Annotated in this window: 26 protein-coding genes and 1 pseudogene; 14 read left to right on the forward strand and 13 right to left on the reverse strand. The window is 73.8% G+C overall.

Annotated elements, in window-relative coordinates:
- Nucleotides 1–167: 167 nt before the first annotated feature.
- Entirely contained in the window at nucleotides 168–665 is a 498-nt protein-coding gene (locus ACFV4P_RS23840; protein ID WP_380474205.1) for an SsgA family sporulation/cell division regulator, read from the forward strand.
- Here the strand turns inward: ACFV4P_RS23840 and ACFV4P_RS23845 are convergent.
- From ACFV4P_RS23845 to ACFV4P_RS23855, 3 genes are all read right to left on the reverse strand, one after another.
- Nucleotides 584–1990 (reverse strand): GAF domain-containing protein, encoded by a 1407-nt coding sequence (locus ACFV4P_RS23845; RefSeq protein ID WP_380474207.1) that lies wholly within the window; start codon nucleotides 1988–1990, stop codon nucleotides 584–586. The two genes, ACFV4P_RS23840 and ACFV4P_RS23845, sit on opposite strands and share 82 nt — an antisense overlap.
- A gap of 113 nt (nucleotides 1991–2103) precedes the next feature.
- Nucleotides 2104–3090: a M56 family metallopeptidase gene (locus tag ACFV4P_RS23850; protein ID WP_380474209.1), complete on the reverse strand. Its 987-nt coding sequence runs from the start codon at nucleotides 3088–3090 to the stop codon at nucleotides 2104–2106.
- On the reverse strand, nucleotides 3087–3455 hold the full coding sequence (locus tag ACFV4P_RS23855) for a BlaI/MecI/CopY family transcriptional regulator (RefSeq protein ID WP_380474211.1): 369 nt from the start codon (nucleotides 3453–3455) through the stop codon (nucleotides 3087–3089). Before ACFV4P_RS23855 ends, ACFV4P_RS23850 begins: the two co-directional genes overlap by 4 nt.
- A gap of 190 nt (nucleotides 3456–3645) precedes the next feature.
- Between ACFV4P_RS23855 and ACFV4P_RS23860 the strand changes: the two genes are divergently transcribed.
- The 4 genes from ACFV4P_RS23860 to ACFV4P_RS23875 all read left to right on the forward strand — a co-directional run bounded on the left by ACFV4P_RS23860 (nucleotide 3646) and on the right by ACFV4P_RS23875 (nucleotide 7559).
- Entirely contained in the window at nucleotides 3646–4284 is a 639-nt protein-coding gene (locus tag ACFV4P_RS23860) for a phosphatase PAP2 family protein (RefSeq protein ID WP_380474213.1), read from the forward strand.
- 107 nt (nucleotides 4285–4391) lie between these two features.
- Entirely contained in the window at nucleotides 4392–5513 is a 1122-nt protein-coding gene (locus ACFV4P_RS23865) for a TIGR03364 family FAD-dependent oxidoreductase (protein WP_380474215.1), read from the forward strand.
- Nucleotides 5514–5547: 34 nt separating this feature from the next.
- A complete protein-coding gene (locus ACFV4P_RS23870; RefSeq protein WP_380474217.1) occupies nucleotides 5548–6228 on the forward strand; it encodes a phosphonatase-like hydrolase in 681 nt (226 codons plus the stop codon).
- A gap of 104 nt (nucleotides 6229–6332) precedes the next feature.
- Nucleotides 6333–7559: a glycoside hydrolase family 3 N-terminal domain-containing protein gene (locus tag ACFV4P_RS23875; RefSeq protein WP_380474219.1), complete on the forward strand. Its 1227-nt coding sequence runs from the start codon at nucleotides 6333–6335 to the stop codon at nucleotides 7557–7559.
- A 33-nt stretch (nucleotides 7560–7592) separates the two neighbouring features.
- Here the strand turns inward: ACFV4P_RS23875 and ACFV4P_RS23880 are convergent, their stop codons facing one another.
- From ACFV4P_RS23880 to ACFV4P_RS23910, 7 genes are all read right to left on the reverse strand, one after another.
- Nucleotides 7593–8141, reverse strand: coding sequence for a DUF6584 family protein (locus ACFV4P_RS23880; RefSeq protein WP_380474222.1), 549 nt, complete (start codon nucleotides 8139–8141; stop codon nucleotides 7593–7595).
- A 58-nt stretch (nucleotides 8142–8199) separates the two neighbouring features.
- Entirely contained in the window at nucleotides 8200–8520 is a 321-nt protein-coding gene (locus tag ACFV4P_RS23885) for a DMT family transporter (protein ID WP_380474224.1), read from the reverse strand.
- Nucleotides 8520–9179: an HAD family hydrolase gene (locus tag ACFV4P_RS23890; protein WP_380474227.1), complete on the reverse strand. Its 660-nt coding sequence runs from the start codon at nucleotides 9177–9179 to the stop codon at nucleotides 8520–8522. Before ACFV4P_RS23890 ends, ACFV4P_RS23885 begins: the two co-directional genes overlap by 1 nt.
- A 164-nt stretch (nucleotides 9180–9343) precedes the next feature.
- A complete protein-coding gene (locus ACFV4P_RS23895; RefSeq protein ID WP_380474230.1) occupies nucleotides 9344–10426 on the reverse strand; it encodes an ABC transporter ATP-binding protein in 1083 nt (360 codons plus the stop codon).
- A 23-nt stretch (nucleotides 10427–10449) separates the two neighbouring features.
- A complete protein-coding gene (locus ACFV4P_RS23900) occupies nucleotides 10450–11280 on the reverse strand; it encodes an ABC transporter permease (protein WP_380474232.1) in 831 nt (276 codons plus the stop codon).
- Complete coding sequence (locus tag ACFV4P_RS23905) at nucleotides 11268–12302, reverse strand: ABC transporter permease (RefSeq protein WP_380474234.1); 1035 nt, start codon at nucleotides 12300–12302, stop codon at nucleotides 11268–11270. The genes ACFV4P_RS23900 and ACFV4P_RS23905 overlap by 13 nt, the downstream gene beginning before the upstream one ends.
- Nucleotides 12303–12310: 8 nt before the next feature.
- Complete coding sequence (locus tag ACFV4P_RS23910) at nucleotides 12311–13477, reverse strand: ABC transporter substrate-binding protein (protein WP_380474237.1); 1167 nt, start codon at nucleotides 13475–13477, stop codon at nucleotides 12311–12313.
- Between the two features lie 289 nt (nucleotides 13478–13766).
- Between ACFV4P_RS23910 and ACFV4P_RS23915 the strand changes: the two genes are divergently transcribed.
- Both ACFV4P_RS23915 and ACFV4P_RS23920 read left to right on the forward strand, forming a co-directional pair.
- Nucleotides 13767–14534 carry a GntR family transcriptional regulator gene (locus ACFV4P_RS23915; protein ID WP_380474240.1) on the forward strand — a complete coding sequence of 256 codons (768 nt, stop codon included), beginning with the start codon at nucleotides 13767–13769 and terminating at the stop codon, nucleotides 14532–14534.
- 42 nt (nucleotides 14535–14576) lie between these two features.
- Nucleotides 14577–14981, forward strand: coding sequence for a RidA family protein (locus ACFV4P_RS23920; protein WP_380474242.1), 405 nt, complete (start codon nucleotides 14577–14579; stop codon nucleotides 14979–14981).
- Between the two features lie 61 nt (nucleotides 14982–15042).
- Here the strand turns inward: ACFV4P_RS23920 and ACFV4P_RS23925 are convergent, their stop codons facing one another.
- A complete protein-coding gene (locus ACFV4P_RS23925; protein WP_073814792.1) occupies nucleotides 15043–15246 on the reverse strand; it encodes a hypothetical protein in 204 nt (67 codons plus the stop codon).
- Between the two features lie 121 nt (nucleotides 15247–15367).
- On the opposite strand from ACFV4P_RS23925, the gene ACFV4P_RS23930 reads away from it, so the two are divergent.
- The 4 genes from ACFV4P_RS23930 (at nucleotide 15368) to ACFV4P_RS23945 (ending at nucleotide 20143) form a co-directional block, all read left to right on the forward strand.
- Nucleotides 15368–17605, forward strand: coding sequence for a SpoIIE family protein phosphatase (locus tag ACFV4P_RS23930; protein WP_380474245.1), 2238 nt, complete (start codon nucleotides 15368–15370; stop codon nucleotides 17603–17605).
- Nucleotides 17606–17754: 149 nt separating this feature from the next.
- Nucleotides 17755–17910 carry a hypothetical protein gene (locus tag ACFV4P_RS23935; protein ID WP_380474247.1) on the forward strand — a complete coding sequence of 52 codons (156 nt, stop codon included), beginning with the start codon at nucleotides 17755–17757 and terminating at the stop codon, nucleotides 17908–17910.
- Between the two features lie 66 nt (nucleotides 17911–17976).
- Nucleotides 17977–19395 (forward strand): sensor histidine kinase, encoded by a 1419-nt coding sequence (locus tag ACFV4P_RS23940; RefSeq protein ID WP_380474249.1) that lies wholly within the window; start codon nucleotides 17977–17979, stop codon nucleotides 19393–19395.
- Nucleotides 19396–19438: 43 nt separating this feature from the next.
- On the forward strand, nucleotides 19439–20143 hold the full coding sequence (locus ACFV4P_RS23945; protein WP_380474252.1) for a response regulator: 705 nt from the start codon (nucleotides 19439–19441) through the stop codon (nucleotides 20141–20143).
- Nucleotides 20144–20326: 183 nt separating this feature from the next.
- On the opposite strand, the pseudogene ACFV4P_RS23950 reads toward ACFV4P_RS23945, so the two are convergent.
- Nucleotides 20327–20611 (reverse strand): annotated as a pseudogene (locus ACFV4P_RS23950) (phosphatase PAP2 family protein); the annotation flags it as partial.
- Between ACFV4P_RS23950 and ACFV4P_RS23955 the strand changes: the two are divergent.
- Together ACFV4P_RS23955 and ACFV4P_RS23960 are read left to right on the forward strand one after the other, a co-directional pair.
- Nucleotides 20589–20768 (forward strand): hypothetical protein, encoded by a 180-nt coding sequence (locus ACFV4P_RS23955; RefSeq protein ID WP_380474551.1) that lies wholly within the window; start codon nucleotides 20589–20591, stop codon nucleotides 20766–20768. The pseudogene ACFV4P_RS23950 and the gene ACFV4P_RS23955 sit on opposite strands and share 23 nt — an antisense overlap.
- A gap of 449 nt (nucleotides 20769–21217) precedes the next feature.
- Nucleotides 21218–22801, forward strand: coding sequence for an MBL fold metallo-hydrolase (locus ACFV4P_RS23960; RefSeq protein ID WP_380474254.1), 1584 nt, complete (start codon nucleotides 21218–21220; stop codon nucleotides 22799–22801).
- Between the two features lie 98 nt (nucleotides 22802–22899).
- On the opposite strand, the gene ACFV4P_RS23965 is transcribed toward ACFV4P_RS23960, so the two are convergent.
- Nucleotides 22900–24510, reverse strand: coding sequence for a TauD/TfdA family dioxygenase (locus tag ACFV4P_RS23965; protein WP_380474256.1), 1611 nt, complete (start codon nucleotides 24508–24510; stop codon nucleotides 22900–22902).
- 140 nt (nucleotides 24511–24650) lie between these two features.
- Here ACFV4P_RS23965 and ACFV4P_RS23970 point away from each other — a divergent pair, with 140 nt between their 5' ends.
- The gene (locus tag ACFV4P_RS23970; RefSeq protein WP_380474258.1) at nucleotides 24651–25373 is read left to right on the forward strand and encodes an SMI1/KNR4 family protein; all 723 of its coding nucleotides are present in this window, start codon (nucleotides 24651–24653) and stop codon (nucleotides 25371–25373) included.

Genomic DNA, 25373 nt, shown 5'->3' on the forward strand with positions numbered 1-25373 from the left:
CTGACGGACCGCCAGATCCGGTGCCGAACCGGGGTGCGAATCGAGTCCCGTGCCGGACGGGGTGGAGCGGGCCGGGCGGGACGGCCGTGCAACCCCCTGCAACCGTTGCACGCCGGGGTGCGCGGGAGCAGGCTTTGCGGGATCCCAGCCGCCTCGGGGAGGCCGTCATGCCGCGCGATCCGCTCTCAGCCCCGTCCGACCAGCCGCTCGCCGCCACCCCCACGGGCGGCGAGCCGGCCGGCGCTGCCGCGACCGGGGTGGTGGAGGAGACGCTGGTGCTGCGGATCGCGCTGGAGGAGGAGCAGGTCGGCGAGGTGCGGACCAGGTTCCGCTACGACGCCGCCGCGCCGTACGAGGTGCGCCTGACGTTCCACGCGGGCCGCCCGGACGAGGCGGACTGGGTGTTCTCGCGGGAACTGCTGCGCGACGGCCTGGACTCGCTGAGCGGCCAGGGCGACGTCAAGCTGTGGCCCACCCACTGCCCGTGCCACGGGTTGACCCTGCACGTGGCGCTGGAGTCGCCGTACGGCAGTGCGCTGCTGGAGGCGTCCCGGCCGCAGGTGAAAGCCTGGCTGGAACGCACCTACCGGATCGTCCCGGACGGCCAGGAGGACGAACTGCTGCCCAGCGACGAGGAGTTGGCGCAGCTGATCGCGGAGGAATGACCCGGCGCGGCGGGCAGCCGCAGGATGCCGTGCGCGAGGTCCGCGCGCAGGGCGCGGACCGCCGGTGCGACCGACCCGGGGAGCAGGTCGTACGGGTCGTGCGGGCCGTGCACCGTCACCCGGGTGCAGGCCGTCAGCCGGTACGGGCGGGCCTCCAGCAGGGGGCCCAAGTGTCTTCGCAGGCGGGAGAGTTCGGCGCGGACGGTGACGGTGCGGGCGGGGTCGGCGAACAGTGCCTCGGCGAGTTCGGCGGCGCTCAGGCCGTCCCGGTGCAGGGCCAGCATCAGGAGCAGTTCGGTGTGCCGGGGGCTGGGCGTGTGCGACCAGCAGCCGACGCTTCCGCTGACCCGCAGTTCGGGCCGGTCGGGGCGGCGCAGGTCGAGCTCGACCAGGCCGCCGCCGGAGCGCTCGGCGTCCTCGGCGGGCTGCGGCGCGGACGGGCGGACCAGCCAGCCGTCGGCGAGCGGCTCGACCCGGCACTCGCCGAGGGTCGGCACCCAGTGCGTGCCGCCGCCCTCCCAGTTCTCCGCGGGCAGCGCCAGCCGGGGCGGGGCGGGCAGGCCGACCGCGGCGGCCGTCCAGCCGGACGGGTCGACGACCAGCGCGGGGTCGCCGAAGCGGGCCAGCAGCGGAACGGCGACGGTGCGCAGGCGGTGCAGGGACTCCAGGTGGGCGGCGCGCAGTTCGGTCTCGGCGAGGCGGGCGGCGGTCAGGGCGAGCTGCCGCAGGTAGTGGTGGTCGCCGGTGGCGGGGCCGCTGAGGTCGATCACGCCGGCGGGGCGGCCGGTGCGCGGGTCGCGGATCGGCGCGCCGAAGCAGCTCCAGGTGTGGTGGCTGCGCAGGTAGTGCTCGGCGGAGTGCACCTGGGAGGGCCGGGCGGTGCGGGCGGCCAGGCCGATGGCGTTGGTGCCGACCTCCTCCTCGGACCAGAGCGCGCCCTGTTCGAAGCCGATCGCGTCGACGGCGCGGCGCAGCCGCTGCTCGCCGTCCATCCAGAGGATCCGGGCCTTCGGGTCGGAGACCGCGAGCACCAGCGGCGTGGAGTCGCCGGGCGCGAACAGGGTGGAGCGCAGCACCGGCAGCACCTGGGCCAGGCCGGTGGTGCGGCGCAGCTCCTCCAGTTCGGCGGGCGCCAGCCGGTGGATCTCCCGGGACCGTTCCGGGTCCAGGCCGAGGCGGCGCAGCCGGGACCAGGAGTCCTCGATCTCCGGGCGGACCGCGCAGTCGTCGGGGGCGGGCCGCTCGCCGGCCATGAGCCGGTCGTAGGCCCGGGCGGGGGCGTGCACGCGGGTCGGCGGGCGGAGGCCTCTGCTGCCGTGCTGCATGGATACCCCCGGGTCTCGACGGTCGGCTGTCAGCGTAGGCCGGTCGACGTGGACACGCCGAGCCGGGGAAGGAAGGTCGTCCGCCCGGTGGCCGCCGGTGCACACTGATCGGTTCAGTGGTGCGGGGCGGGGCGCTCGCCCTGGGCGGTTTCGACGGCGCGGTGCAGGTCGTGGCCGGCCGCGGCGGTGGTGACCGCGGCGGCGGCCAGGCAGCCGGCCAGGGCGAGGGCGGCGAGGGTGCGGGCGGTGCGGCGGCTGCGCGGACGGCCGGGGGTGAGCAGGGCGCGGACCCGGCGGGGCACCGGGCCGCCGGCGGCGGCGGGGGCGAGCCGGGGGCGCGGGTCGGCGGGGGCGCGGGAGGCGGCGAGGGCGGCGCGGCCGATCGCCCGGGCGGTGAGGGCCCGGTCGCCGACCTCGGCGGCGGCGCACTCGTCGGCCCAGCGCTCCAGGTGGTAGCCGAGCGCGCCGCGCAGCGGCCGCAGCGCCGGGTGGCAGGCGGCGGCGTACTCGGCGGCGGCCAGCAGCAGGTGGTGGCGGCCGGCCAGGTGGGCGCGTTCGTGGGCGAGCAGCGCGGCGCGTTCGGGGGCGCTGAGCGCGGCCAGCATGCCGGTGGTGGCGACGATCCGGGGCGGCCGGCCGGGCAGCGCGTAGGCGTCGGCGCGGTGGTCGTCGAGGACGGTGAGCGCGGCCGGGCCGCTGCGGCGCAGCCGGGCGCGCAGCCCGGCGGGGGCGTCGCCGGTGGCGCGGCGGGCCCGGCGCAGGTCGGCCAGCTGGTGGTGGGCGGTGCGGGCGGCGAACGCGCCGATCACCAGCAGGGCGAGCGCGGCGGCGGCCGCGGCGGGCGCCCACTGCGTCCCGGACAGGGCGTCGGGCAGGCGGCCGGCCGGGGTGAAGTGGGCGAGCGCGGCCGCGTACGGCAGGTGCAGCAGGCCGGTGACGGTGAGCAGGCCGAGCGAGGCCAGCGCGGCGGTGCCGAGGGCGGTGGCGGTGGCGGCCAGGGTGAGTGCGGCGGTGCGCGGGGAGAGCTGTTCGGCGAGCCGGCGGGCCAGCGGTGCGGCGAGCAGCGGCAGCAGCAGCGGGATCCAGACGGCGAGGGTCACGACTGGTCCCCGAGCAGGTCGCGCAGCAGCCGCTCGTCCTCGTCGGACAGGTCGGAGACGAACCGGGCGAGCACCGTGGAGCGGTCGCGGCCGCGGTCGAGTTCGGTGCGCATCCGGCGGGCGGCGAGGCCGTCGGCGTCCTGGACGGTCGCGGTGTAGGCGAAGGAGCGGCCCGCCTTGCTGCGGGCGACGGTGCCCTTCTCGTGCAGCCTGGCCAGGATGGTGGCGACCGTGGTGCGGGCCAGGTCGGCGTCCACGGCGTCCTGCACCTGCTGGGGGGTGAGCGGGGCGCCGGCGGCCCAGAGGGCGGCGAGCACCTGGGACTCCAGCTCTCCCGACGGGCGACGTGCGGGTGAATCCGTCATGTCGCGCGAACCTCCGGCATTCGTCTACAGTCCTGTCGATCGACGTCTACAACACTGTAGACGTGCGGGGGCGGCCGGGGATCGGCCACCCCCAAAGGTAACGGGAGGTCCGCCAGCCTTGCCCCAGTCACTCCTGCTCGCCTCCGCGGCCGAGCCGTCCAGTACGTCCGTTCTGGTACACCTTGTCCCTGTGACTCCGAACGTTCATCCCCCCGCCCGCCTGCTCGCCTACGACGGCAGCGGCATCGACGGCGGCCTCTACACCCGGATCACCGGGTGGGCCGAGGCCGCGCCGCACTGGTTCGACCAGCTGGTCACGCAGTGGTCGGCGCTCGGCCTCGGCGTCTTCGCGGTGCTGATGGTGTGGGCCTGGTGGCGGGCCCGGGCCGCCGACTCGGCGGTGATGGCCCGGGTGCTGGCCTCGCCGCTGATCGTGGTCGGCGCGTACCTGGTGAACTCGGTGTTCAAGAGCCTGGTCGAGGAGAACCGGCCCTGCCAGCAGATCCCCGGCACCGTCACCCTGGAGGCCTGCCCCGCCCCCGGCGACTGGTCGTTCCCCAGCAACCACACGGTGATCGCGTTCGCCGCCGCCGTCGCGCTCTGGTACGCCGACCGTCGGCTCGGCTGGATCGGCCTGGTCGCCGCCGTGCTGATGGGCGCCTCCCGGGTCTGGGTCGGCGCGCACTACCCGCACGACGTGGCGGTCGGCGCGCTGGTCGGCGTCCTGGTCGCGATCCCGCTGGCACTGCTCGCCGGACGGGCCGCACCGCTGGTGGACCGGCTGCGCACCGGCCCGCTCGGCCCCGTCCTCGGCGCCGGAGCGGCCTGACCCGCCCCGCCGGCGGCCCAGGTTGTATGGACAACTCTTGCGGGCGGTTCACCTGACCGACCCGATCCGGACGACCTGCGGCCACCTCGACGCCCGAGCCTGTCCGCATGAAGGTAATCGTCGTAGGAGCGGGCGTGCTGGGCACCATGCACGCCTGGCAGGCCGTCGAGCGCGGCCACGAGGTCGTCCACCTGGAGCGCGAGGCCGAGGCGCGCGGCGCGTCCGTCCGCAACTTCGGACTGGTCTGGGTCAGCGGACGCGCCGCCGGTGAGGAGCTGGAGGTCGCGCTGCGCGCCCGCGAACTCTGGGAGCAGATCGGCGAACGCGTCCCCGGCCTCGGGTTCCGCCCCAACGGCTCGCTCACGCTGGCCCGCACCGAGGCCGAACTCGCCGTCGCCGAAGCCGCCGTCGAGCTGCCCGACGCCGCCGCCCGCGGCTACCGCCTGCTCGACGCCGACCAGGTCCGCGCCGTCAACCCGGCGCTGCGCGGCGACTTCCTCGGCGGACTGCACTGCACCCGGGACGGCGCCGTCGAATCCCGGGTCGCCCAGCCCGCGCTGCGCGCCGCGCTGGAGGCCACCGGCCGCTACACCTTCCTGCCCGGACGCGAGGTCCGCGAGGTCGTCGGCGCCGCCGCCGTCCGCGACGACCACGGGCAGCTGCACCGGGGCGACCAGGTGATCCTGTGCACCGGCGCCTGGCTCGGCGGCCTGGTCCGCGAACTCGCCCCCGACCTGCCGGTGCGCCGGGTCCGCCTGCAGATGATGCAGACCGACCCGCTCGGCGAGACCCTCACCACCTCCGTCGCCGACGGCGACTCGTTCCGCTACTACCCCGCCTTCGCCGGCCCCGAGCTGGACGCGCTGCGCGCCGTCCAGCCGCAGCCGCCGGTCGCCGCCGAGCACAAGATGCAGCTGCTGATGGTCCAGCGCAAGGACGGCGGCCTCACCATCGGCGACACCCACGAGTACGAGCAGCCGTTCGGCTTCGACGTCGTCGAGGACCCGTACGAGCACGTCGCCGAGGTCGCCGAGGCCCTGCTCGGCAGGCCGCTGCCGAAGATCCGCCGCCGCTGGGCCGGCGTCTACGCCCAGTGCGTCGACACCACCCGGGTCGTGCACCGCCAGCAGGTCGCCGACGGCACCTGGCTGGTCACCGGCCCCGGCGGACGCGGCATGACCTGCTCGCCCGCGATCGCCGAGACCACCGCCGACCTCGCCGGCCTCTGAGCCCACCACTCCCGAACGACTGCAAGGGCAGAACATGACCACGCACGATGTGACCCTGGTGGTGCTCGACATGGCCGGCACCACCGTCGCCGACGACGGCCTGGTGGAGCTCGCCTTCGCCGCCGCCGCCCGCTCCCAGGGCGTCGAGACCGGCAGCCCCGAGCACACCGCGATGCTGGCGCACGTCCGCGCCACCATGGGCGAGTCCAAGATCTCGGTCTTCCGCCACCTGTTCGGCGACGAGGACCGCGCCCAGGCCGCCAACCTGGCCTTCGAGGCCGCCTACGACAGCCTCGTCGACGAAGGCCGCTGCGAGGCGCTGCCCGGCGCCGCCGAAGCGATCGCCGAACTGCGCGGCCGGGGCCTGAAGGTGGTCCTCACCACCGGCTTCGCCCGCACCACCCAGGACCGGATCCTGGACGCGCTCGGCTGGCAGTCCGTGGCCGACCTGACGCTGTGCCCCGCCGATGCGGGCCGCGGCCGCCCCTACCCCGACATGGTGCTCACCGCGCTGCTGCGCACCCGCACCGACTCGGTCCGGCAGATCGCGGTGGCCGGCGACACCGGCTACGACATGCTCACCGGCGCCCGGGCCGGCGCGTCCGTGGTGGCGGGCGTGCTCACCGGCGCCCACGACGAGGCCCGGCTGCGGGCGGACGGCGCGACGCACGTGCTCGGCTCGATCGCGGAGCTGCCGGCGGTGCTGCTGGGCTGACGCCCGGTCAGGCGGTGTGTGCGGCCCCGGGGTGGCGTTGACGCCCCGGGGCCGCGCGGGTGCTGGATCCGAGGTAGTTCGCATGCTTGTCTGACGGTATGTCGATGTCATCGAGGTCGGTCGGACTGTTGCTCGTGCTGGGCCTGGCGCTGGCCGCCGGCTGTGGATCGCCCGGCAACGCAGGCAGCGGCGGCAGCCCGTCGCCCAGCCCGACGGCCGGCAGCCCCGAGCCGGAGAGCCCGTCGCCCTCGCCGTCGCCCTCGCTCTCGGCGTCGCCCTCGCCGTCCGCCTCGGCCTCGTTGACGCCCGCCCCCGCGTCCGCGGCGAGCTCCGCCGAACTGGCCGGACAGCGGATCGTGTACTCCTACCCCGGCACCACGCCGCCCGCCGCGCTGCTGCAGCGCATCCGCGAAGGCCGGGTCGCCGGGGTGATCTTCTTCGCCGAGAACGTCGGCAGCGACCCGTCCGTGCTGCGCACCGCCGTCAACCAGCTGCGGCAGGCCGAACAGCAGGCCCCGAACCCGCGGCCGCTGCTGCTGATGACCGACCAGGAAGGCGGCCTGGTGCGGCGGCTGCCCGGCGGGCCCGGGCAGTCCGCGAAGGACGTCGGCCGCGCCGCCGACCCGACGGCCGCCGCCACGGCGACCGGCGGGCAGGCCGCCGCGACCCTGTCGGGCTTCGGACTCAACCTCAACCTGGCACCCGTCCTCGACGTCTACCGCACCCCCGGTGACTTCGCCGACAGCGCCCAGCGCTCGTACAGCACCGACCCCGCCGTCGTGGGCCGGCTCGGCTCCGCGTTCATCAAGGCCCAGCAGGGCGCCGGGGTCGCCGCCACCGCCAAGCACTTCCCGGGGCTGGGCAGCGCGCCCGCCGGGGCCAACACCGACGAGGAGCCGGTGACGCTCAACGTCTCCCTGGACACGCTGCGGACCGTCGACGAACGCCCGTACCGGGACGCGGTCGCCGCCGACGTCAAGCTGGTGATGCTGTCCTGGGCCGTCTACCCCGCGCTCGACCCCGGCACCCCCGCCGGGATGTCCGGCACGGTCGTCCGCGACGAGCTCCGGGGGCGGCTGAACTACCAGGGCGTCACGGTCACGGACGCGCTGGAGGCGAAGGCGCTCGACCCGGTCGGCGGCACCGCGAAGCGGGCCCTCGCCGTCGCCGGGGCCGGTGTCGACCTGATCCTGTGCTCCGCGCGGGACGTCGGGCAGGGCGACCAGGCGGCCGCCGCGCTGGCCGGTGCGCTGGACTCCGGGGACCTCGACCGGGACGCGTTCACCGCGTCCGCGGACCGGGTGGAGGCGTTGCGGGGGTCGCTCAAGTAGCGTGGCCGGCAGGTGAGTTGCTGCGGGGCGCGGTCAGCGGAAGTAGAGCCAGGCCAGGGCGGCGAGGCAGAGCAGCAGGGCGATCCGCTTGGGCCAGAGGTGCGCCGGGGGCTCGGGCTTGCGGTACGGCAGGGCGATCGGCGGCGCCGGTGGGAGCGGCGGGCGCGGGGGCTCCGGCTCGCGCGGGGGCGGGGCGGGGGCGGTGGCGTCCTCCGGGTGGTCCGGCCAGTCCGGGGCCCTGCCGGTGGCCGCGCGGTGGAGGGCGGCGAGACGGCGGCGGGCCGTCGGGGTGGACGGCGGGTTGCGGTCCGGGTCGGGCCAGCGCAGGACCGCGAGGCGGCGGGCCGGGTCGCGGAACTGCTCTTCGAACGCGGCGAGTTCGGTGGTGGTCAGCGAGTCGTCGAGGTAGTTCCAGCGGCCGGCCTGGGGCGGGTCGTACCCGTGGGAGTCGGCGATCGCGAGGCGGATCGTCAGGTCGGTCGGGTAGCTCGACAGCAGGCCGTACAGGCGGCGTCGGGCGAGGCCGTACCGCCGCTCGCGCCAGTCGGCGGCGGCCTTGGCCAGGGTGGATTCGACGCTCATGGCAGTGATCGTTCCGGGCCGGCGGGTGGTGCGTCAACGGGCTTTCGGCGGGGCGTCGTCAGTGCGTGGAGCGGAGGTTGAGCAGGATGACGCCGGCGATCACCAGGGCGATGCCGCACCACTGGAGGCGGCCCAGCGACTCGCCGAAGAAGGTCGCGCCGATCGCGGCGACGGCCGCGGTGCCCGCGCCCGACCAGACGGCGTAGGCGACGGACACCGGGATGTGCTTGAGGGCGCGGCCCAGCAGGAAGAACGACAGCACGTAGCCGGTGGCGACGGCGAGGCTGGGCCACAGCCGGGAGAAGCCCTCGGTGAGCTTCAGCAGGCTGGTGGCGCAGACCTCGCCGGCTATCGCGAGTGCGAGCAGCAGGTATGGCATCAGGAACTCGTGAGGGCGCCGAGGAACGCGAGGTCCGCGTGTTCGAGGCTGTCGAGCACGGTGATGCCGTCGGCGGCCGCGATCGGGACGGCGGACGGGACGGCCAGGACGGCGCAGCCGGCGGCGTGCGCGGAGGCGACGCCGGTGGGGGTGTCCTCGACGGCGACGCAGGCGGCCGGGGCGAGACCGAGACGCGCGGCGGCGGCCAGGTACGGGTCCGGGGCGGGCTTGGTGCGGGGGGTGTCCTCGGCGGCGAGAGTGGTGGTGAACCAGTGCGGGCCGAGAGCGTGCAGGACGAGATCGACGACGCGGCGGGGGGAGGCGGAGACCAGGGCGGCGGGGACCTGCGCCTCGCGGAGGGCCGCGAGCAGCGCGAGGGCGCCGGGGCGGGGGACGATCTCGGCCTCGACCTTGGCGGCGAAGGCGTCGTTGAGGTGCTCGATCAGCTCGGACTCGGCGCGGGTGGTGCGGCTGGAGCGGTACAGGTGGGCCGCGGTGTGCTCGACGGCCTGGCCGAGGACGTCCGGGAGGTCGGCGTCGGTGAGGGTGAGGTCGAGTTCGGCGGCGAGTTCGGCCGCGGCCTGCCACCAGAGGTGCTCGGTGTCGACCAGGGTGCCGTCCATGTCGAACAGGACGGCGGCGGGGTGGGATGCAGGCATGGCGGTACCTTACGTGGGCATGTCGGGCCAGGGCGCGGAGGTTGAGGGTCGGGGAAGCACTGCGTGGTGCAACCGGCTGTCGGCGGGCGGGTTTTGGGTCGACGCCTTCCGCTTCGCGCAGTTCTCCCCCAGCCCTGGTGGGGCGCAGGCTGGGTGGCGGGGCGTCAGGGGGTGGCGCGGTCGACGAGGACGGGGCGGGGCGGGAGGGTGAGGGTGGCGTGGGTGCCGAGGGGGAGGGTGGTGGCGGTCTCGGTGGGGACGTCGGACTTGATCTCGGTGCCGTCGGTGAGGCGGACGGTGAGGCGGGTGACGGCGCCGAGGAAGGAGGCGGCGACGACCTGGGCGGGGCCGTCCGCGGCGGGGGTGAGTTCGACGTTCTCGGGGCGGACCAGGACGTGCAGGTCGCCGTCGGCGGGGAGGTCGCCGTCGACGGGGTGCCGGCGGCCGAGGACCTCGACCTGGTCGTCGGTCGTGCGCGAGCACGGGATGCGGCTCATGGTGCCGACGAACTCGGCGACGAACGCGGTGGCCGGCCGGGAGTACAGCTCGGAGGGCGTCGCGCACTGTTCGAGCCGTCCGGCGCGCAGGACGGCGACCCGGTCGGCCATCGAGAGGGCCTCCTCCTGGTCGTGGGTGACGAACAGGGTGGTGATGCCGAGTTCCTGCTGGAGCCGGCGGATCTCCTCGCGGAGCGAGAGGCGGACCTTCGCGTCGAGCGCGGACAGCGGCTCGTCGAGGAGCAGGACGCGCGGCTGGAGGGCGAGGGCGCGGGCGAGGGCGATGCGCTGCTGCTGGCCGCCGGACATCTGGTGCGGGTAGTGCTCGGCGCGCTGCGGCAGGCCGACGAGTTCGAGCAACTCGTGGGCGCGCTTGCGGCGTTCGGCCTTGGCGACGCCGCGCATGCGGAGGCCGAAGGCGACGTTGTCGGCGGCGGTGAGGTGCGGGAAGAGGCTGTAGGACTGGAACACCATGCCGGCGTCGCGCTTGTGGGCGGGGATCCGGGTGATGTCCTCGCCGTCGACCAGGACCTCGCCGGAGTCGTGGGTCTCGAACCCGGCGAGGATGCGCAGCGCGGTGGTCTTGCCGCAGCCGGACGGGCCGAGCAGGGCGAGGAGTTCGCCCGGTTCGACCGTCAGGTCGAGACCGTCGAGGGCGGTGGTGGTGCCGAACTGCCGCCGCAGGGAGCGGAATTCGACGGTGGCTCTGGTGGTGGTGCGTCCGGCGGGGGCGAGGGTGGCGGTGCTCATGGGTGGTGGTCTCCGGGAGAGGCTCAGGAGGCGGTGGCGGTCTTGTGGCGGCGCTCGCGGCCGGCGGCGGCCAGCAGGAGCAGCAGCACCCAGGTGATCAGCAGGCTGAGCACGGACACCGCGACGGACATCTGGCCCTGGCTGTTGCCGACCGAGTAGATCCACACGGCGAAGGGCTGGTAGCCGAGGATCGAGGCGGTGGTGAACTCGCCGAGGACCAGGGCCAGGGTGAGGAAGGAGGCGTTCAGCAGGGCGCCGCGCAGGTTCGGCAGGATCACCTGGACGACGGCGCGCGGCCAGCTCGCGCCGCAGTTGCGGGCGGCCTCGACCAGGGTGCGGACGTCCACGGCGCGCAGACCGGAGTCCAGGGCGCGGTAGGCGAGCGGCAGGGCCATCAGCACGTAGGCGATCACCAGGACCAGCGGGAACTCCGGCTGCTGGATGAACACGAAGGTCTGGAAGAACGGGGTGTCCATCAGGTAGTCCGGGCCCCAGCGGAGCACGCCGATCAGGCCGGCGGTCAGGGCGACCGGCGGCACCACCAGCGGCAGGGTGCAGACCACTTCGAGCAGCGGGCGGAGCTTCGGCGAGCCGAGCCGGACCGCGATCATGGCGGGCACCAGCAGGAGCAGCAGCACCACGACGGTGACGACGGCGAGTTCCAGGGTGAGCACCAGGCTGTCGGTGAAGCCGGGGGCGGAGATCAGGCCGGTGTAGGCGTCGAAGGCGATGGTGCCGTTGACGTCGTCGATGGAGAACCACACCGAGGCGGCCATCGGGATCAGGAAGTACAGGCCGGCCAGCAGCAGGACCGCCCCGCGCCAGACCCGCAGACGGGAGATCAGCTGAGCCATCGGGCACTCCGACGCTGGAGGGGCAGGTACACGGCCATCACCAGGACGGCGACGATGATCATGTCGAGGCTGAGCGCCAACGCCAGGTTGCCCTGGCCGGTCAGCACGTTGCCGGACAGCGCGTCGGCGATCTGCCGGCTGATCAGCGGGACGGTCGCGCCGACCATCGCGGCGGCGGTGGCGTACGCGGCGAACGCCGAGCCGAACAGCAGCACGAAGCCGCCGAGCAGGGACGGGAAGAGGATCGGCAGCGCGACGTGCCGCCAGTACTGGAGGCTGGTGGCCCGGTTGTTCTGGGCGGCCTCGCGCCACTGGACCCGCAGGCCCTCCAGGGCCGGGGTGATGGTGAGGACCATCAGCGGCACCAGGAAGTACAGGTAGGCGATGGTCAGGCCGGTGAAGCTGTACAGCGACCAGCCGTGGTCGGTCAGGTGGAACATCTTGGTCAGCTCGCCGGCGTTGCCGAGGGTCGCGACGAACGCGAACGCCAGCGGCAGGCCGCCGAAGTTGGCGAGCACGCCGGAGGCGGTCAGCACCGCCTCGCGCAGCACCCGGAACCGGGAGGTGAGCACCGCCTGTGCGATCGGGACGCCGACGACGGTGCCGATCAGCGCGGTGAGTGCGGACAGCTTCACGCTGGAGACCAGGGCCGTCCAGTAGGCGCCCTGCACCGAGTCGGTGACGTTGGCGGTGGTGAACGAGCCCGCGCCGGTGTCCGCGTCGCTGGAGACGGTGAACGCCCCGGTGACGATGGCGACGGCGGGCAGGCCGAAGCCGATCAGGAAGAACAGCAGCAGCGGGACGGTGGCCAGCCAGGACTTGCCGCGCAGCAGGCGGCGTCCGGAGGCCTTCGGGGCGGAGCTCGGCGGGGCGGAGCTCGGCGGGGCGGAGCTCGTCGGGGCGGAGTTCGGGAGGGTGGAGTTCGGGAGGGTGGGGGAGTTCGTGGCGGTGCCCGCGGCCCCCGGGCCGCCGCTGAGGTCAGCGGCGGCCGGGGCCGGCACCGGGGTGGGAGCCGTGGTCATTTCGGTGATCAGCCCGCGATCGCCTTGGCCCAGTTCTCGGTCACGACCTTCTTGGCCGCGTCGATCTGCTCCGAGGACGGGAAGGTGGTGAACGGCTTCTCGACGACCGGCAGCTTGGCCGCGGCGGCGGTGTCCAGGGTGCCGTCCTTCTTCATCGCGTCGAACAGCGCCGGGGTGGCGTAGCCGCCCATGAAGCCGTTCTGGCCCTCGGCCGAGTACAGGTACTCCATCCACAGGCGGGCGGCCGCCGGGTGCGGCGCGTCCTTGTTGATGGCCTGGTTGTAGAACTGGGCGTAGGAGCCGTCCGAGGGGATCGACACCTTCCAGTCGACGCCCTTGCCCTTGAACTCGTCGGTGTAGCCGGCGTTCAGGTACGACCAGTCGATCGAGATCGGGGTCTCGCCCTTCTCGACGGTCGCCGGGGTGGACTCGACCGGGTTGAAGTTGCCGGACTGCTTCAGCTTGGCGAAGAAGTCGATGCCGGGCTGGATGTTGTCCAGCGAACCGCCGTTGGCCAGCGCCGCCGCGTACACGCCGCCGAACGCCGAACCGGACTTGGTCGGGTTGCCGTTCAGCGCGACCTGGCCCTTGTACTCGGGCTTCAGCAGGTCGGCGAAGGTGGTCGGGCAGACCGCGACCTTCTTGGCGTCGCAGCCGATCGAGACGTAGCCGCCGTAGTCGTTGACCCGCAGGCCGGCCGGGTCCTTCATGGTGTCCGGGATCTTGTCGAAGGACGCGACCTTGTAGGGGGCGAGGATGCCCTCCTTGGCGGCGGACAGCGCGAACGCCGAACCCAGGTCCAGGGTGTCGGGCGCGCGGTCCTGGCCCTTGCGGGACTTGACCGCGTTGATCTCGTCCTGGCTGGAGCCGTCCGGGTTCTCGTCCTCGATCTCGATGCCGTACTTCGCCTTGAAGTCGTCCATCAGCTTGCCGTAGTTGGCCCAGTCGCGCGGGAGGGTGATGACGTGCAGCTTGCCCTCCTTCTTCGCGGCGGCGACCAGGCCGTCCATGCCGCCGAAGTCGGCCAGCGAGGTGGCGGTCTTGGCGTTGCCCGCACCGCCCTTGGCGTCGCCGGACTTGGCGGTCGAGCCGGCGGAGCCGCAGGCGGACAGGGAGAGCGCGGCAGCGGTCAGCACGGCCGCGAGGGCGGCGGCGCGGTGGCGGTGCACGGTCACGGGAGGGTCTCCTGGAGGAAGTGGAGCTGCAGAGATCACAAGAGGGTGTTCGGTGCGCGGCGCGGCATGTCCGCGGCCAAGTTGGCCAGCCAACTTCCGTCGCCCGAGGTAAGTACGCCCGAGGCCGGTGACGGGAAAGTGAACGGACGGCCCAGTGCAGGGGGCGGCTGTCGGAACGGTCGCGCCCCGCGCCGGAGGGCGCGGCAGCAGCGGCTACAGTCAATGGTGTACGCGCGATCACAGCGCGGACACAGCCCAATCTCCTTACCAGCCAAGGGACTCGACGCACGTGGCACCCGACCAGGACAGCGCCGCCGGCTCGCTCTACCGCAAGGTGGCCGCCGACCTGCGCGAAGCGATCACCTCCGGCTCGTTCGGCGACGCCGGACGGCTGCCGGCGGAGGGCGCCCTCGCCGAGCAGTACGGCGTCTCCCGCGGCACCGTCCGGCAGGCCCTCGCCCTGCTGCGCGCCGACGGCCTGGTCACCTCCCGCCGCGGCACCCGCCGGGTCGTCCTCGGCAGCGCCCGGGTCCAGTCCTTCTCCGAGCTGCTCTCCTTCACCCACTGGGCCCGCTCCATGGGCGAGGAACCCGGCGGCCGGCTCGAATCCATGGTCCGCCGCCCCGCCGACGCCGCCGAACGCGAACACCTGCGCCTCGAACCCGGCACCGAGATCTACGCCATGCTCCGGCTGCGCACCCTCTCCGGCACCCCCGTCATGGTCGAACGCACCGTCTACCCGCCCCGGGTCGGCGAACTCGTCGCCCAACTCCCGCCCGACGCCGTCTCCCACACCGAACCGCTGCGCGAACACGGCATCCTGTTCAGCGACGCCGACCACACCATCGACGTGGTCGGCGCCAACGCCGACGACGCCCGCCTGCTCGGCTGCCGGCGCGGCAGCCCGCTGCTGCGCGAGAAGCGCCGCACGACGGACCCCACCGGCACGCCCGTCGAGTGGTCCCAGGACCGGTACCTGCCCGGGACGGTGGCGTTCTCGATCCACAACTCCCTTGCCTCGTCGGCACTTTCGCGGCACGCCCGGGAGAACGACTGAAATTCGGATGCGGCCGGCCCGCGGGTGGGCGACCATCGGCGGATGACCGACATCACCCGCATCAGCCCCGCCGAACTCCACCCGACCGACTACGCCCACATCACCGTCGTCGAAGCCGGCCGCACCGCGCACCTGGCCGGGCAGTGCCCGATGGACCGCCACGACGTCCTGGTCGGCGAGGGCGACCTGTTCGCGCAGATCGACCAGGTGGTCGCCAACTCGCTGGTCGCCCTCGGGGCGGTCGGGGTCGGCCCCGAGCGGGTGGTGCGGTCGGTGATCTACGTGGTGAGCGACCGGGCGGAGGAACTCGCCGCCGCCTGGGACCACTTGCAGGCCGGGCCGCTCGCGCCCGCGTTCGCCACCGCCAGCACGCTGCTGGGCGTCACCGCGCTCGGCTACCGCGGCCAGCTGGTGGAGATCGACCTGACGGCGGCGCTGCCCGAGTGACGGCGCCGCCACTTCTGCCGGTGGGGCGCCGTGACGCGGGACTGCCTTGGGCGCTTCCTGCCTAGCTCCGGGACAGGACGGTGTCGGTCCAGCGGCGGAGCAGGGTGAGCAGGGCGGTGAGGCGGCGGATGCCGCCGGGGAACGCGGGGAGGAGCAGGACGGCGGGCAGGCAGGCCACCGTCACCAGGATCACGGGGAGCAGGGCCAGGGCCACGACCACTGCGCGCTGGCAGGCGGCGAGCTGTCGGACGACTGCGGTGAACATCAATGTGCCTTTCGCTGCGGGGGGTTGAGGATTTCTCCTAGTCTTCGACGCAGGTCGAGGGTTGCGCCAGGCGCAACGGGTTGCCACTTTCCGGCAACGGCCGGGGAGGGGAATCGGGTCGATGACGCTCGAACCGCGGGGCGGGGAGCCGGAAGTCGCGGCGTTCACGGCCTTCCTGGAGCAGCTGTTCCAGGCGCTGGGGATCTCGCTCACCCGCTACGCGGCCCGCTGCAACCGCGACAAGGGCAGCGTCTCGCGGTACTTCAGCGGCGCGCGGATCGCCCCCAAGGAGTTTGTGGAGGAATTACTGCGGCAGGTCGCCGAGACCACCGGGGAGTCCGTCACCCCGGAGGTGCAGGAGCACGTGCACCGGCTGCGGATGGCGGCGTTGCAGGTGCGCAACGCCTCGCGGCACGAGGTCGAGGAGCTGCGCGACCGACTGGGCTCGGCGGAACGCGAGTTGCAGTTGGCGGGGGTGCGGGAACGGTACCTGCTGCGCTCGCTGGAGGCGACCGAGGCGCAGGCGCACCAGGCCGAACAGCGCTACCGGCAACTGGAGGCCGACCGGGCCGCGGCGCGGTACGGGGCCGGGCCGGGGGAGTTGGAGCGGTGGGCGGACGGGCCCGAGACGGAACACGCGCGGGAAGAACTGCGGGAGCTCAGGCGGGAGTTGGACCTGCTGCGAACCGAGCTGGCGCGGGCCCAGGAGCTGCGGCACGACGCGGAGGACCAGTGCGTCCGGCTGGAGGCACGGCTGCTGGCGGCGGAGGCCGCGCTCACCACCCAACGGGCCAGGCACGAACGGGAGTTGAGGTACCGGGCGGAGTTGGAGTCGCCGGCGGCGGTGCTCGGCCGGGAGTTCGCGCGCAAGGTCGGCACGAAACCGGATCTGTTCGCCACCGCGACCGAGCTCTGCGAAGTGTTCGTTCCGGTCTGGGCGACGTCCGCGAAGGTGTTCCTGCGGCCCGCGTATCTCGGAGTCCCCGGCCAGGACTCGTCGTTGATGGCTTTCCAGTCGGGCGACGACGAGTTCGAGGATCCGGGGCGCCAGTTCGACGAGGCGAGGCGAGTGCTTCGGGACGGCGTTCCGTCGCTCGCCCCGGTGCCCGGAGAGCTGGACGACGATCTGCCGCATTCGACGCTGACACTGCCGCTGTCCGTCCGGGGCGAGGCGTTCGGGGCCCTCCAACTGGTCCGGGAACCCAGTCGGTTGCCGTTCGAGCGGGCCGACATCGAGCTGCTGTCGGGGCTTGCGGAACGTGGCGCGCTGCTGCTGGACAGTGCCCGGTTGTACCAGGCGGAGGGTCGGCTGGCGTCGGCCCTGCAACGGTCGATGATCCCGACCGAACCGCCGCGCCTCCCCGGGACCCGGATCGCCCACCGCTATGTGCCGGGCGGCGGGGAAGCCGGGGCCGGTGGCGACTGGTTCGATGCGATCCAACTGCCGGGCAGCCGAGTGGCGTTGGTGATCGGCGACGTGATGGGTCACGGGCTGCCCGCCGCGCAGGCGATGAGCCGGTTCCGGGCCGGGGTGCAGGCGTTCGCGGCGCTCGACCTGCCGCCCGGCCAACTGCTGCGCCACCTCGACAACTTGGCCCACACCCTGGGCGACGACCACCTCGCCACCTGCCTGTACGCCGTCTACGACCCGATCAACCGGACCTGCGAGGTCGCCTCGGCCGGGCACACCCCGCCGGTGCTGGTGCATCGGGACGGTCGGGGCGAACTGCTTCCGATTTCGCCGGGAGTCCCGATCGGGGTCGGCGGGATTCCGTTCGTCACCCAGCAGGTGGACGTCCCGGACGGCGCGATGCTGGTGTTGTACAGCGACAGCCTGGTCGACGGGCTGGCCGAGCTGTGCGGCGAACTGATCGGGCCGGACGACGGCCCGGACGACGCCTGCACCCTCCTCCTGGGCGCGCTGCCGGACCGGCGGGACGACGTCGCCCTGCTGGCCGCCCGGCTGGACGGCATTCCGCAGGACAGGGTGGCGACCTTCGTGGTGCCGCTCCACCCCACCGCCGTGCGGATGGTCCGACAGTGGGTGCGGGCCCGGCTCGAACAGTGGGGGCTGGACCATCTGTCGTTCACCGCCGAACTGCTGGCCGGCGAGCTGGTGACCAACGCCCAGCGGGTGGCGCACCTGCCGGTCGATCTCCAACTGGTCTGCACAGACCGGCTGTTGATCGAGGTTTGCGACGACGACCACGAACTCCCGGCGCTGAACGACGACGACCCGCTCGCCGACAGTGGCCGCGGCCTGCTGCTGGTCAGCCGGCTCGCCGACCGCTGGGGAGCGTCCCGGAAGCCGGTCGGCAAGGTGGTCTGGTTCGAACTGGGGGTCGGCCGTGAACAGTAGGGGCGCCGGGCCGGAGTTGCGTCGGGCCGCCGTCGTGGCGCCGTGTGCGCTCGGACGGAGTCGCGACGCGGGCGACCGCGGCCCCGGTACCCCTGCGTGACCATGGCGGCGACCGTGTTGCCCTGGGGGCGCGGAAGCTGCGCGGCCGAGTGCAGGAGGCGACACGAAGCCGGGAGCACCGGGCCGGGGGCGAGGTGGGCGCCAACGGCGTCACCGTCGACGGGGAGTTGTTCGACCGGTACGTCGCCCAGTTCGAGGAGCCGCGCGGGGAGGGCGAGCAGGTCGTCGTGCAGTCCTCGCGGTGAGGACGGCGACCGGGGCATGACTTTCGGCAGATTCGCCGACGGGGCGTTCCTCGTAGGGTCGTGGGCATGCGGATGAGTGGGGCGGCGCTGCCCGTGACGGCGGCGGTGTGTGTCGGGCTGGGCGTGACGAGCCTGTGGTGGGTGCTGCCCGCGGTCGGGTTGTCGTTCCTGGCGGGGTTGCGGACGGAGCGGGTCCGGCCGGCGGTGGTGGTGTTCGGCCTGCTGGTGGCGGCCGGGGTGCTGGTGATCGGATCGGTGCCCTCGTGGATCGTGCTGGGGCTGCGGTTCGTGGCGCTCGCGGTGTGCGCCGGGATGGGGCCGTGGCTGTTGGGACGGTTCTGGCGGCAGTCGCAGGAGTTGGTGCGGGCCGGCTGGGAACGGGCCGAACGGCTGGAGCGCGAACAGCAGTTGGTCGCCGAGCAGGCCCGGCTGCGGGAACGGGCCAGGATCGCGCAGGACATGCACGACGCCCTCGGGCACGACCTCAGCCTGATTGCCCTGCGCGCCGGGGCGCTCACCCTCGCCGCCGGCCTGGCCGCGCCGCACCGGGAGGCGGTCCAGGAGCTCCGGGCGGGGGCGGCCGCTGCCGTCGACCGGCTCGGCGAGGTGATCGGCGTCCTGCGGGCCGGGGACGAGAGCGACGCGGCGCGCGGACCGGCGGACTCGGACATCCCGCACCTGGTGGCCGAGGCGGCTGCCGCCGGCCTGGACGTCCGTTCGACGATCGCCGGAGTGCCGGACGGGCTGCCGCGCGCCGCCGAGCACGCCGCGTACCGGGTGGTGCAGGAGGCGCTGACCAACGCGGCCAAGCACGCCCCGGGGGCGGCCGTCACCGTGGAGGTGGCGTACGCGGACGACGGTGCGCGCGTCAGGGTGGCCAATGGTCCGGTGCCGGTGGGGATGCCGGTGGGGATGCCGGTGGGGACGGCGGCGGTCGGCGGCGGGCGCGGGCTGGTCGGGCTGGCCGAGCGGGTGCGGCTGGCGGGCGGCACGTTCGCCCACGGGGCTTGCCCGGACGGCGGGTTCGAGGTGGCGGCCGTGCTGCCGCGCCGTCCGGCCGGGCCCGTCCCGCCGGGGCCGGCCGCCGCGCCGTCGCCGGTGCGCGAACTTCGGCGGGCCCGGCGCAAGGTGGGCCGGACGCTGGCTGCCGTGGTGCTCGTCCCGGTGGCGACGGCCGTGCTGCTGACCGTGGCGCTGCGGGTGTGGACGCTGTACGTGGTCAGCCTGTCGGTGCTGGACCCGGAGGTCTACGCGACTCTCCAGGTGGGGCAGGACCAGGCGTCGGTCGAGCGGGTGCTGCCGGGCCACCGGCTGCCGTACCGGCCGCCGAGCGGGCCGGCGACGCCCGCGCCGCCGTCGGGGGAGGGCGTCTCCTGCGTGCACTACGCCATCACCGCCCAGCTGTTCGTGGACCGGGCGGGCGACGCGTACCGGCTCTGCTTCCGGGGCTCCCGGCTGGTCTCGCGCGACGTGCTCACGTCCTGAGCGCACCCGTCCCCACCCATCAAACGATTGACAGGAGCTGCCGATGACCACCGCACCGATCCGGGTGCTGCTCGCCGACGACGAGCCGATGATCCGCGCGGGGCTGCGCGCGGTGCTCGCCACCGACCCGGGCATCGAGATCGTCGCCGAGGCCGGGGACGGCCGGGAGGCCGTCGAACTGGTCCGGCAGCACCGGCCGGACGTCGCCGTGCTGGACATCCGGATGCCGGGCACGGACGGCATCGCGGCCGCCGCCGAGATCCGCCGCAACGGCCTGGCCACCGGGGTACTCATGCTGACCACCTTCGGCGAGGACGACTACATCCTGCGGGCGCTCGGCGGCGGCGCGAACGGGTTCCTGATCAAGTCCGGCGAGCCCGAGGAACTGCTCGCCGGCGTGCACGCGGTGGCGGGCGGGGCGGCCTACCTCTCACCCAAGGTGGCCGCCCGGGTGGTCGCCCACCTGGCCGCCACCGGGGCCGGCGGCCCCGCCGACCGGCGTGCCGCCGCCCGGGAACAGGTGGCCGCGCTGACCGCCCGGGAACGGGAGGTGCTGACGCTGGTCGCCGCCGGACTGTCCAACGGCCTGATCGCCCGCCGGCTGGGCGTGGTGGAAGGGACGGTGAAGGCCCACGTCAGTTCCATCCTGGCGCGGCTGGGAGTGGCCAACCGGGCGGCGGCCGCCGTCCTCGCGCACGAGGCCGGGCTGACCCTCGGCGTGGGCTGCGCGGGCGGCCCGCGAGGCTGAGGCTTGCAGGGCCGGGGCTTGTTGGGTTGGGGCTTGTTGGGTTGAGGCCCGCGCGGACAGCAGCGCGCCGAGGACGGGCACCCCGGACAGGGCGGCCACGGCGACGGTGGCCGCCGGTCGCAGGGCGAGGACCACGGCCGCCGTGACGGCGCCGCCGAGCGCGGCGCCCGCGAGCACGTCGTGCGGGTAGTGCACCCCGGCCGCCACCCGCAGCGCGGCCGTGGCCGCGCCGACCGGGACGACCAGCACCGTCCAGCGCGGACGCAGCAGTATCAGGCCCGTCGCCAGCGCGGCCGCCAGGGTGGCGTGGTTGCTGGGGAACGACCAATCACCGGGTGGTGGGCAGTCCGCGACGGCCGGGCCGGGCAGTCCGGCCAGGGCCCGGCAGGGCCGTTCCTCGTCGAGGACGGCCTTCAGCACCTCGCTCGCCGCGTAGGCCAGCACCGTGCCGAGCCCGACCAGCGCCACGCCCGCGACCGCCCCGGTGGCGCGGCGGGCCCGGGCCGTCCACCAGCAGAACGCCAGCAGCAGCCCGAGCACCAGCAGCCCGGCCTCGGTGGCGGGCGCCGCCTGCGAGGCCACCGCGTGCGGGGCGTTGCCGACGGCCTCCGCCACCCGGCGGTAGCCGTCGGTGGACCACGGCGCAGGCTCGCCGCCGCCTCCCTCGGGCGCCAGCCAGGCCACTGCCGCGGCCCCGGCGATGAGCAGGGTCACGGCGAGGGCCGGCCCGGATCCGGGGGCTTCCGGCGGGCCGGGCCGCCTCGATTTCCTGTGATGGGTGAACGTCATGGGCCGGACGCTATGAGCCGGGACACCCGTTCCACCCGGCCCGAAAGTCAACCGGCACCCCTGACCAAGGTCAGGGTTGACAGCGGCTCATCCCATCAACTCCGGTAGCAGCGAACGGAATTCGGCGGACGTCGGGGTGTCGGCCGAGGGCTTCCAGCACTTCTCCACCTCGCTTCCGGCGTCCGGTGCGACGGTGACCGGGGCCCGTCCGGCGGGACGCGCCGGACTCCCCGCGCGGGAAGGGTCGGCCGAATTCGTGTTTCCGACAATCGGGGAAGGTCACTGATGGAAGAACAGCTGAAGTATCTGCGTTCCCGAACCATCGTCGAGCCGCTGGTGGACCGGTTCTACGCCTGGCTCTACACCGTCGCGCCGGTGCAGGCGGCGATGAACCTGGCATTCCGGCAGGTTCCGCTGCTGGAGTCGTACCTGCAGTCCCCGCAGGTTCACATCGCGGCGAGCAGCAACCCCGAGCTGCGCGGCGGTTACTACGTCAACATCCCGGAGGAGCGCGTCGAGGAGGTGCGCGAGCTGCTCGCCACCATCAAGCGCGACCGCGCCGACATGCTCCGCTTCGCCGAGGCGATCGCCGAGGGCCAGGAGCTGCTGCGCGCCAACGCCACCGGCTTCGACCTGACCCCGCTCTACCCGCAGCTGCCCGAGGAGCTCGGCGGCATCGTCGAACTCGCCTACGACACCGACAACCAGGCCGCGGTCCGGTTCATGGAGCCGCTCGCCTACCTGAGCCCGGCCTACACCGAGGCCCGGCAGTCCGTGCAGCTCTCCCTGGAGCCGGACACCGAGCGTCCGTTCATCCTCAGCACCCCGCGCCTCACCGACCCGAACGTGCTCGATCTCCGGATCCCGTTCAACCACCCGGGCCTGACCGAGCTGTTCAAGTCCCGCGTGCACGGCGCCACCCTCGGCCACCTGCGCGACGCCCTCGGCCTCGACGACGCCCAGACAGAGCAGTTGCTCGGCCTGCTGGCCGACGAACCGAGCCTGTCGACGGACCGCCACATCGGCGAGGGCGGCCGGATCCGTTACTTCGGCCACGCCTGCCTGGTGCTGCAGACCCCCGAGGGCACCGTCGTCACCGACCCCTTCATCTCCGCGGACAACTCGCAGGGCGACCGCTACACCCTCGACGACCTCCCGGACTTCATCGACCTGGTGCTGATCACCCACGGCCACCAGGACCACATCGTGCTGGAGACGCTGCTTCAGCTGCGCGGCCGGGTCGGCGCCGTCGTCGTTCCGCGCCCCTCCCGCGGCAACCTGGCCGACCCGTCGATGGCCCTGGTGCTGCGCCACCTCGGCTTCGAGGTCGTCGAGGTCGACGACTTCGAGGAGGTGCCGTTCCCCGGCGGCAAGGTCACCGCGACCCCGTTCCTCGGCGAGCATTGCGACCTGGACATCCGCAGCAAGTCGACCTACTGGGTGGAACTGGCGGGCCGCAAGATCTTCGTCGGCGCCGACTCCTCCGGCATCGAGCCGAAGCTCTACCGCTACATCCGCAACCACCTGGGCAGGGCCGACATCGCCTTCGTCGGCATGGAGTGCGACGGCGCGCCGCTGACCTGGCTGTACCAGGCGCTGCTGACCAAGCCGGTCACCAAGAAGATGAGCAACTCCCGCAAGCTGTCCGGCTCCGACGCCAAGCAGGCCGGCGACATCCTCACCGAGCTCGGCGTCGAGGAGGCCTACGTCTACGCGATGGGCGAGGAGCCGTGGCTGGGCCACGTCATGGCCACCACGTACAACGAGGACACCTACCAGATCAAGCAGATCGAGGAGTTCCTGGAGTGGTGCCGCGGTCGCGGCATCAAGGCCGGCCACCTGTACGGCCGGCAGGAGTGGCGCTGGTAGCGGCGACAGGGCGGTGTCCGTCCGGTGGCGCAGCAGCGTGAGCGCCGAGCCGCGGCGGACACCGCCCGGGAACCCGGGCAGCAGCGGACCGAACCGGGTCAGCCCATCAACTCCAGCAGCAGCGACCGGAATTCGGCGAACGTCGGGGTGGCGGCCGACGGGTCCTTCGCGGCCTCGTCCCACCGTCGGACGGCGACCGCGTCGGTGGCGAACGGGCCGGCGGCGAACTCCTCGGCCTCGGCGGGGGTCATCGGGCCGCCCTGGAGGCCGAGGGTGTGGACCGAGGCGGGGGAGAGCTTGGCGAAGTAGTCGGGTTCGACGGCGCAGAGGTAGCGCTTGGCGGGGACGTGCAGGCGGACGGGCTCGGTGACGGCCGGGGCGAAGAAGCGGGAGAGCCAGGTGGCGGCGGTCGCGCCGTGGCGGTTGTCGGCGCCGGCCATCAACTCCAGTCCGCTGCCGTGGAAGTGGCCGATGTCGTGCAGCAGCGCGGCGGCCACCAGCGCCGGCGGGGCACCCGCGGCGCGGGCCAACTGGCCTGCCTGGAGCATGTGTTCGGCCATGGTGACGGCCTCGCCCAGGTACTCGCCGGCGCCCTCGCCCGCGAACAGCGCCTCCAGCTCGTCGAGGGCGGCGACGTTGCGCCGCAGCACGGACAGGGTCGAGGAGAGCGAGTCGAGGTCGGCGTAGCAGCCCTGAAGGTGGCGGCCGCCGGCCTGCTCGAAGGCGGTGCGGGCGTGCAGCAGGCGGGTGTTGTCGAAGATCAGGCAGTCGCCGGGGCCGAGGCGGAACTCCAACTGGAGGGCGGGTCGCAGGGTGATCTCCGCGAAGCGCCGGTACGCGGCGTAGAAGGCGTCGAGCTCGGCGCCGTCGAGGGTGCGAACGGTGTCGATGGAGCGGTTGTTGAAGCGGACCTCGCGGATCGCGCCGCGCGGGTCGAGGCCGATCATCGGCAGCTCGGCGGCCAGGTCGGCGGTGCGGTCGCGGTAGCGGAACGGCACCGGCGTGCGGGCGAGCAGCGCGAACGCCTCCGGGTCCTCCTCGCGCAGCAGCGCGGCCGCGCGGAAGCCGTCCACCAGGCCGGAGTCGCCGCCGGCGGCCTCGTTGCGCAGGCAGTGCAGCAGCTGGAGGGTGGGGACGGGGTCGCGGTACGGGTTGTCGGTGTGCGGGGCGATGGCGGCGTCGGTGAAGGCGAAGTTCACCGCGTCGGGCTCGACCCGGACGTCGAACAGCTCGCCGTAGTTGGTGTCCCGGACGTAGCCGAAACTCCGTGCCACGGCCAGGACTTGGCGCTCCTCGACGGGGACGCCGCGGAGTACCGCGAAGCCGGAGCGGCGGACGGCGGCGAGGACGGCGATCTTCTCCTCCGGGTCGGCCAGGTAGGTCGACCAGTCGGCCTCGGGCAGGCCGCGGGCGAAGTCGGCGGCCTCCCACAGGCGCTTGCCGTGCTCGGTGCGGTGGTCGCGGGCTGCGTCGTCGGCCGCGTCGTCGGCCGCATCGTCGGGCGTGTTCCAGTCGGTCGGGTAGTGCGAGCGGTGGCCGTCGGACCACAGCACGCTCAGGCCGGTCGCGTCCTCGACGGCCTCGGCGGCGGTCAGGTCGTCCGGCAGGTCGCCGATCTGGAACCGCTTCTGCCCGCTGCGCGGGTTGCGGCACTCGGCGCACGGGCAGTTGTCGCGCAGCCAGTAGGGGTTGGGGACGGGGACGGACATCGGAGCAGCCTCCAGTTGTACAGACAACTTCGCGGGGGCCCTCAGCCAAGTGCCCGCTTGCGTCCGCCGGTTGCCCAGCCGGTGAACGGTCGGCCACCGGCAGCCGAACCCTGTCCGTGGGGTGCGTTAGCGTGCCGGGCATGACGCTCGACCTCGCTCGTGACTTCGCTCGTGACCTCGCCCGCGACCTGTCCCGGGACCTGCCCGCCGCCCTCGCCGACCGTGCCGCCGCGTGGCGGCTGATCGCCGACATCGCCGCCTTCTGGGGCACGCCGCTGACTCCGGGCGGCGGCTGGAGCGACGTCCGACTCGACGCGGCCGAGGCCCGGTTGGGCCTGAAACTGCCCGCCGCCCTGCGCGAGGCGTACCGGCTGCTCGGCAACCGCCCCGACCTGACCAGCAACCAGGACACCCTGCTGCCGCCCGAAGAGCTGTACATCGACCAGGACTGCCTGGTGTACCGGGTCGAGAACCAGTCCTGCGCCTACTGGGGCATCCCGCTCACCGCACTCGACCAGGAGGACCCGCCGACCGTGGGCTGGCCGGACGTCGCGCCGTCCGTGCAGCTGGAGATCACCCCGTGGACGGCCCGCTTCTCGGCCGAGTGCCTGGGCATCGTGCTCGCCGAACCCCTGCTCGACGACAGCGCACACGTGGACGGCGCCGAGATCGATCCGGCCGACCTGACCGCCTGGACGGAACTGCCGCGCGTGCACGCCGACGGCATCGACACCCGCTTCTTCGCCCGGCCGGACGCCCTGCTGGTGCTCCAGGAGGGCGCCTGGCTGGCGGTGCGTGCGGTGGACGAGGAGGCGCTGGACGCGATCTGCGACGAACTCCCGGTGCCCTGGCTCGAACACTGA

Source organism: Kitasatospora sp. NPDC059795 (genome assembly GCF_042732175.1).
GTDB lineage: Bacteria > Actinomycetota > Actinomycetes > Streptomycetales > Streptomycetaceae > Kitasatospora.

What these genes read in the sequence shown, in the direction of transcription:
- ACFV4P_RS23840 (WP_380474205.1), top strand. Translation starts at nt 168, where the DNA reads ATGCCGCGCGATCCGCTCTCAGCCCCGTCCGACCAGCCGCTCGCCGCC.
- ACFV4P_RS23845 (WP_380474207.1), bottom strand. Translation starts at nt 1,990, where the DNA reads ATGCAGCACGGCAGCAGAGGCCTCCGCCCGCCGACCCGCGTGCACGCC.
- ACFV4P_RS23855 (WP_380474211.1), bottom strand. Translation starts at nt 3,455, where the DNA reads ATGACGGATTCACCCGCACGTCGCCCGTCGGGAGAGCTGGAGTCCCAG.
- ACFV4P_RS23865 (WP_380474215.1), top strand. Translation starts at nt 4,392, where the DNA reads ATGAAGGTAATCGTCGTAGGAGCGGGCGTGCTGGGCACCATGCACGCC.
- ACFV4P_RS23870 (WP_380474217.1), top strand. Translation starts at nt 5,548, where the DNA reads ATGACCACGCACGATGTGACCCTGGTGGTGCTCGACATGGCCGGCACC.
- ACFV4P_RS23875 (WP_380474219.1), top strand. Translation starts at nt 6,333, where the DNA reads ATGTCATCGAGGTCGGTCGGACTGTTGCTCGTGCTGGGCCTGGCGCTG.
- ACFV4P_RS23880 (WP_380474222.1), bottom strand. Translation starts at nt 8,141, where the DNA reads ATGAGCGTCGAATCCACCCTGGCCAAGGCCGCCGCCGACTGGCGCGAG.
- ACFV4P_RS23885 (WP_380474224.1), bottom strand. Translation starts at nt 8,520, where the DNA reads ATGCCATACCTGCTGCTCGCACTCGCGATAGCCGGCGAGGTCTGCGCC.
- ACFV4P_RS23890 (WP_380474227.1), bottom strand. Translation starts at nt 9,179, where the DNA reads ATGCCTGCATCCCACCCCGCCGCCGTCCTGTTCGACATGGACGGCACC.
- ACFV4P_RS23895 (WP_380474230.1), bottom strand. Translation starts at nt 10,426, where the DNA reads ATGAGCACCGCCACCCTCGCCCCCGCCGGACGCACCACCACCAGAGCC.
- ACFV4P_RS23900 (WP_380474232.1), bottom strand. Translation starts at nt 11,280, where the DNA reads ATGGCTCAGCTGATCTCCCGTCTGCGGGTCTGGCGCGGGGCGGTCCTG.
- ACFV4P_RS23905 (WP_380474234.1), bottom strand. Translation starts at nt 12,302, where the DNA reads ATGACCACGGCTCCCACCCCGGTGCCGGCCCCGGCCGCCGCTGACCTC.
- ACFV4P_RS23920 (WP_380474242.1), top strand. Translation starts at nt 14,577, where the DNA reads ATGACCGACATCACCCGCATCAGCCCCGCCGAACTCCACCCGACCGAC.
- ACFV4P_RS23925 (WP_073814792.1), bottom strand. Translation starts at nt 15,246, where the DNA reads ATGTTCACCGCAGTCGTCCGACAGCTCGCCGCCTGCCAGCGCGCAGTG.
- ACFV4P_RS23930 (WP_380474245.1), top strand. Translation starts at nt 15,368, where the DNA reads ATGACGCTCGAACCGCGGGGCGGGGAGCCGGAAGTCGCGGCGTTCACG.
- ACFV4P_RS23940 (WP_380474249.1), top strand. Translation starts at nt 17,977, where the DNA reads ATGCGGATGAGTGGGGCGGCGCTGCCCGTGACGGCGGCGGTGTGTGTC.
- ACFV4P_RS23945 (WP_380474252.1), top strand. Translation starts at nt 19,439, where the DNA reads ATGACCACCGCACCGATCCGGGTGCTGCTCGCCGACGACGAGCCGATG.
- ACFV4P_RS23960 (WP_380474254.1), top strand. Translation starts at nt 21,218, where the DNA reads ATGGAAGAACAGCTGAAGTATCTGCGTTCCCGAACCATCGTCGAGCCG.
- ACFV4P_RS23965 (WP_380474256.1), bottom strand. Translation starts at nt 24,510, where the DNA reads ATGTCCGTCCCCGTCCCCAACCCCTACTGGCTGCGCGACAACTGCCCG.
- ACFV4P_RS23970 (WP_380474258.1), top strand. Translation starts at nt 24,651, where the DNA reads ATGACGCTCGACCTCGCTCGTGACTTCGCTCGTGACCTCGCCCGCGAC.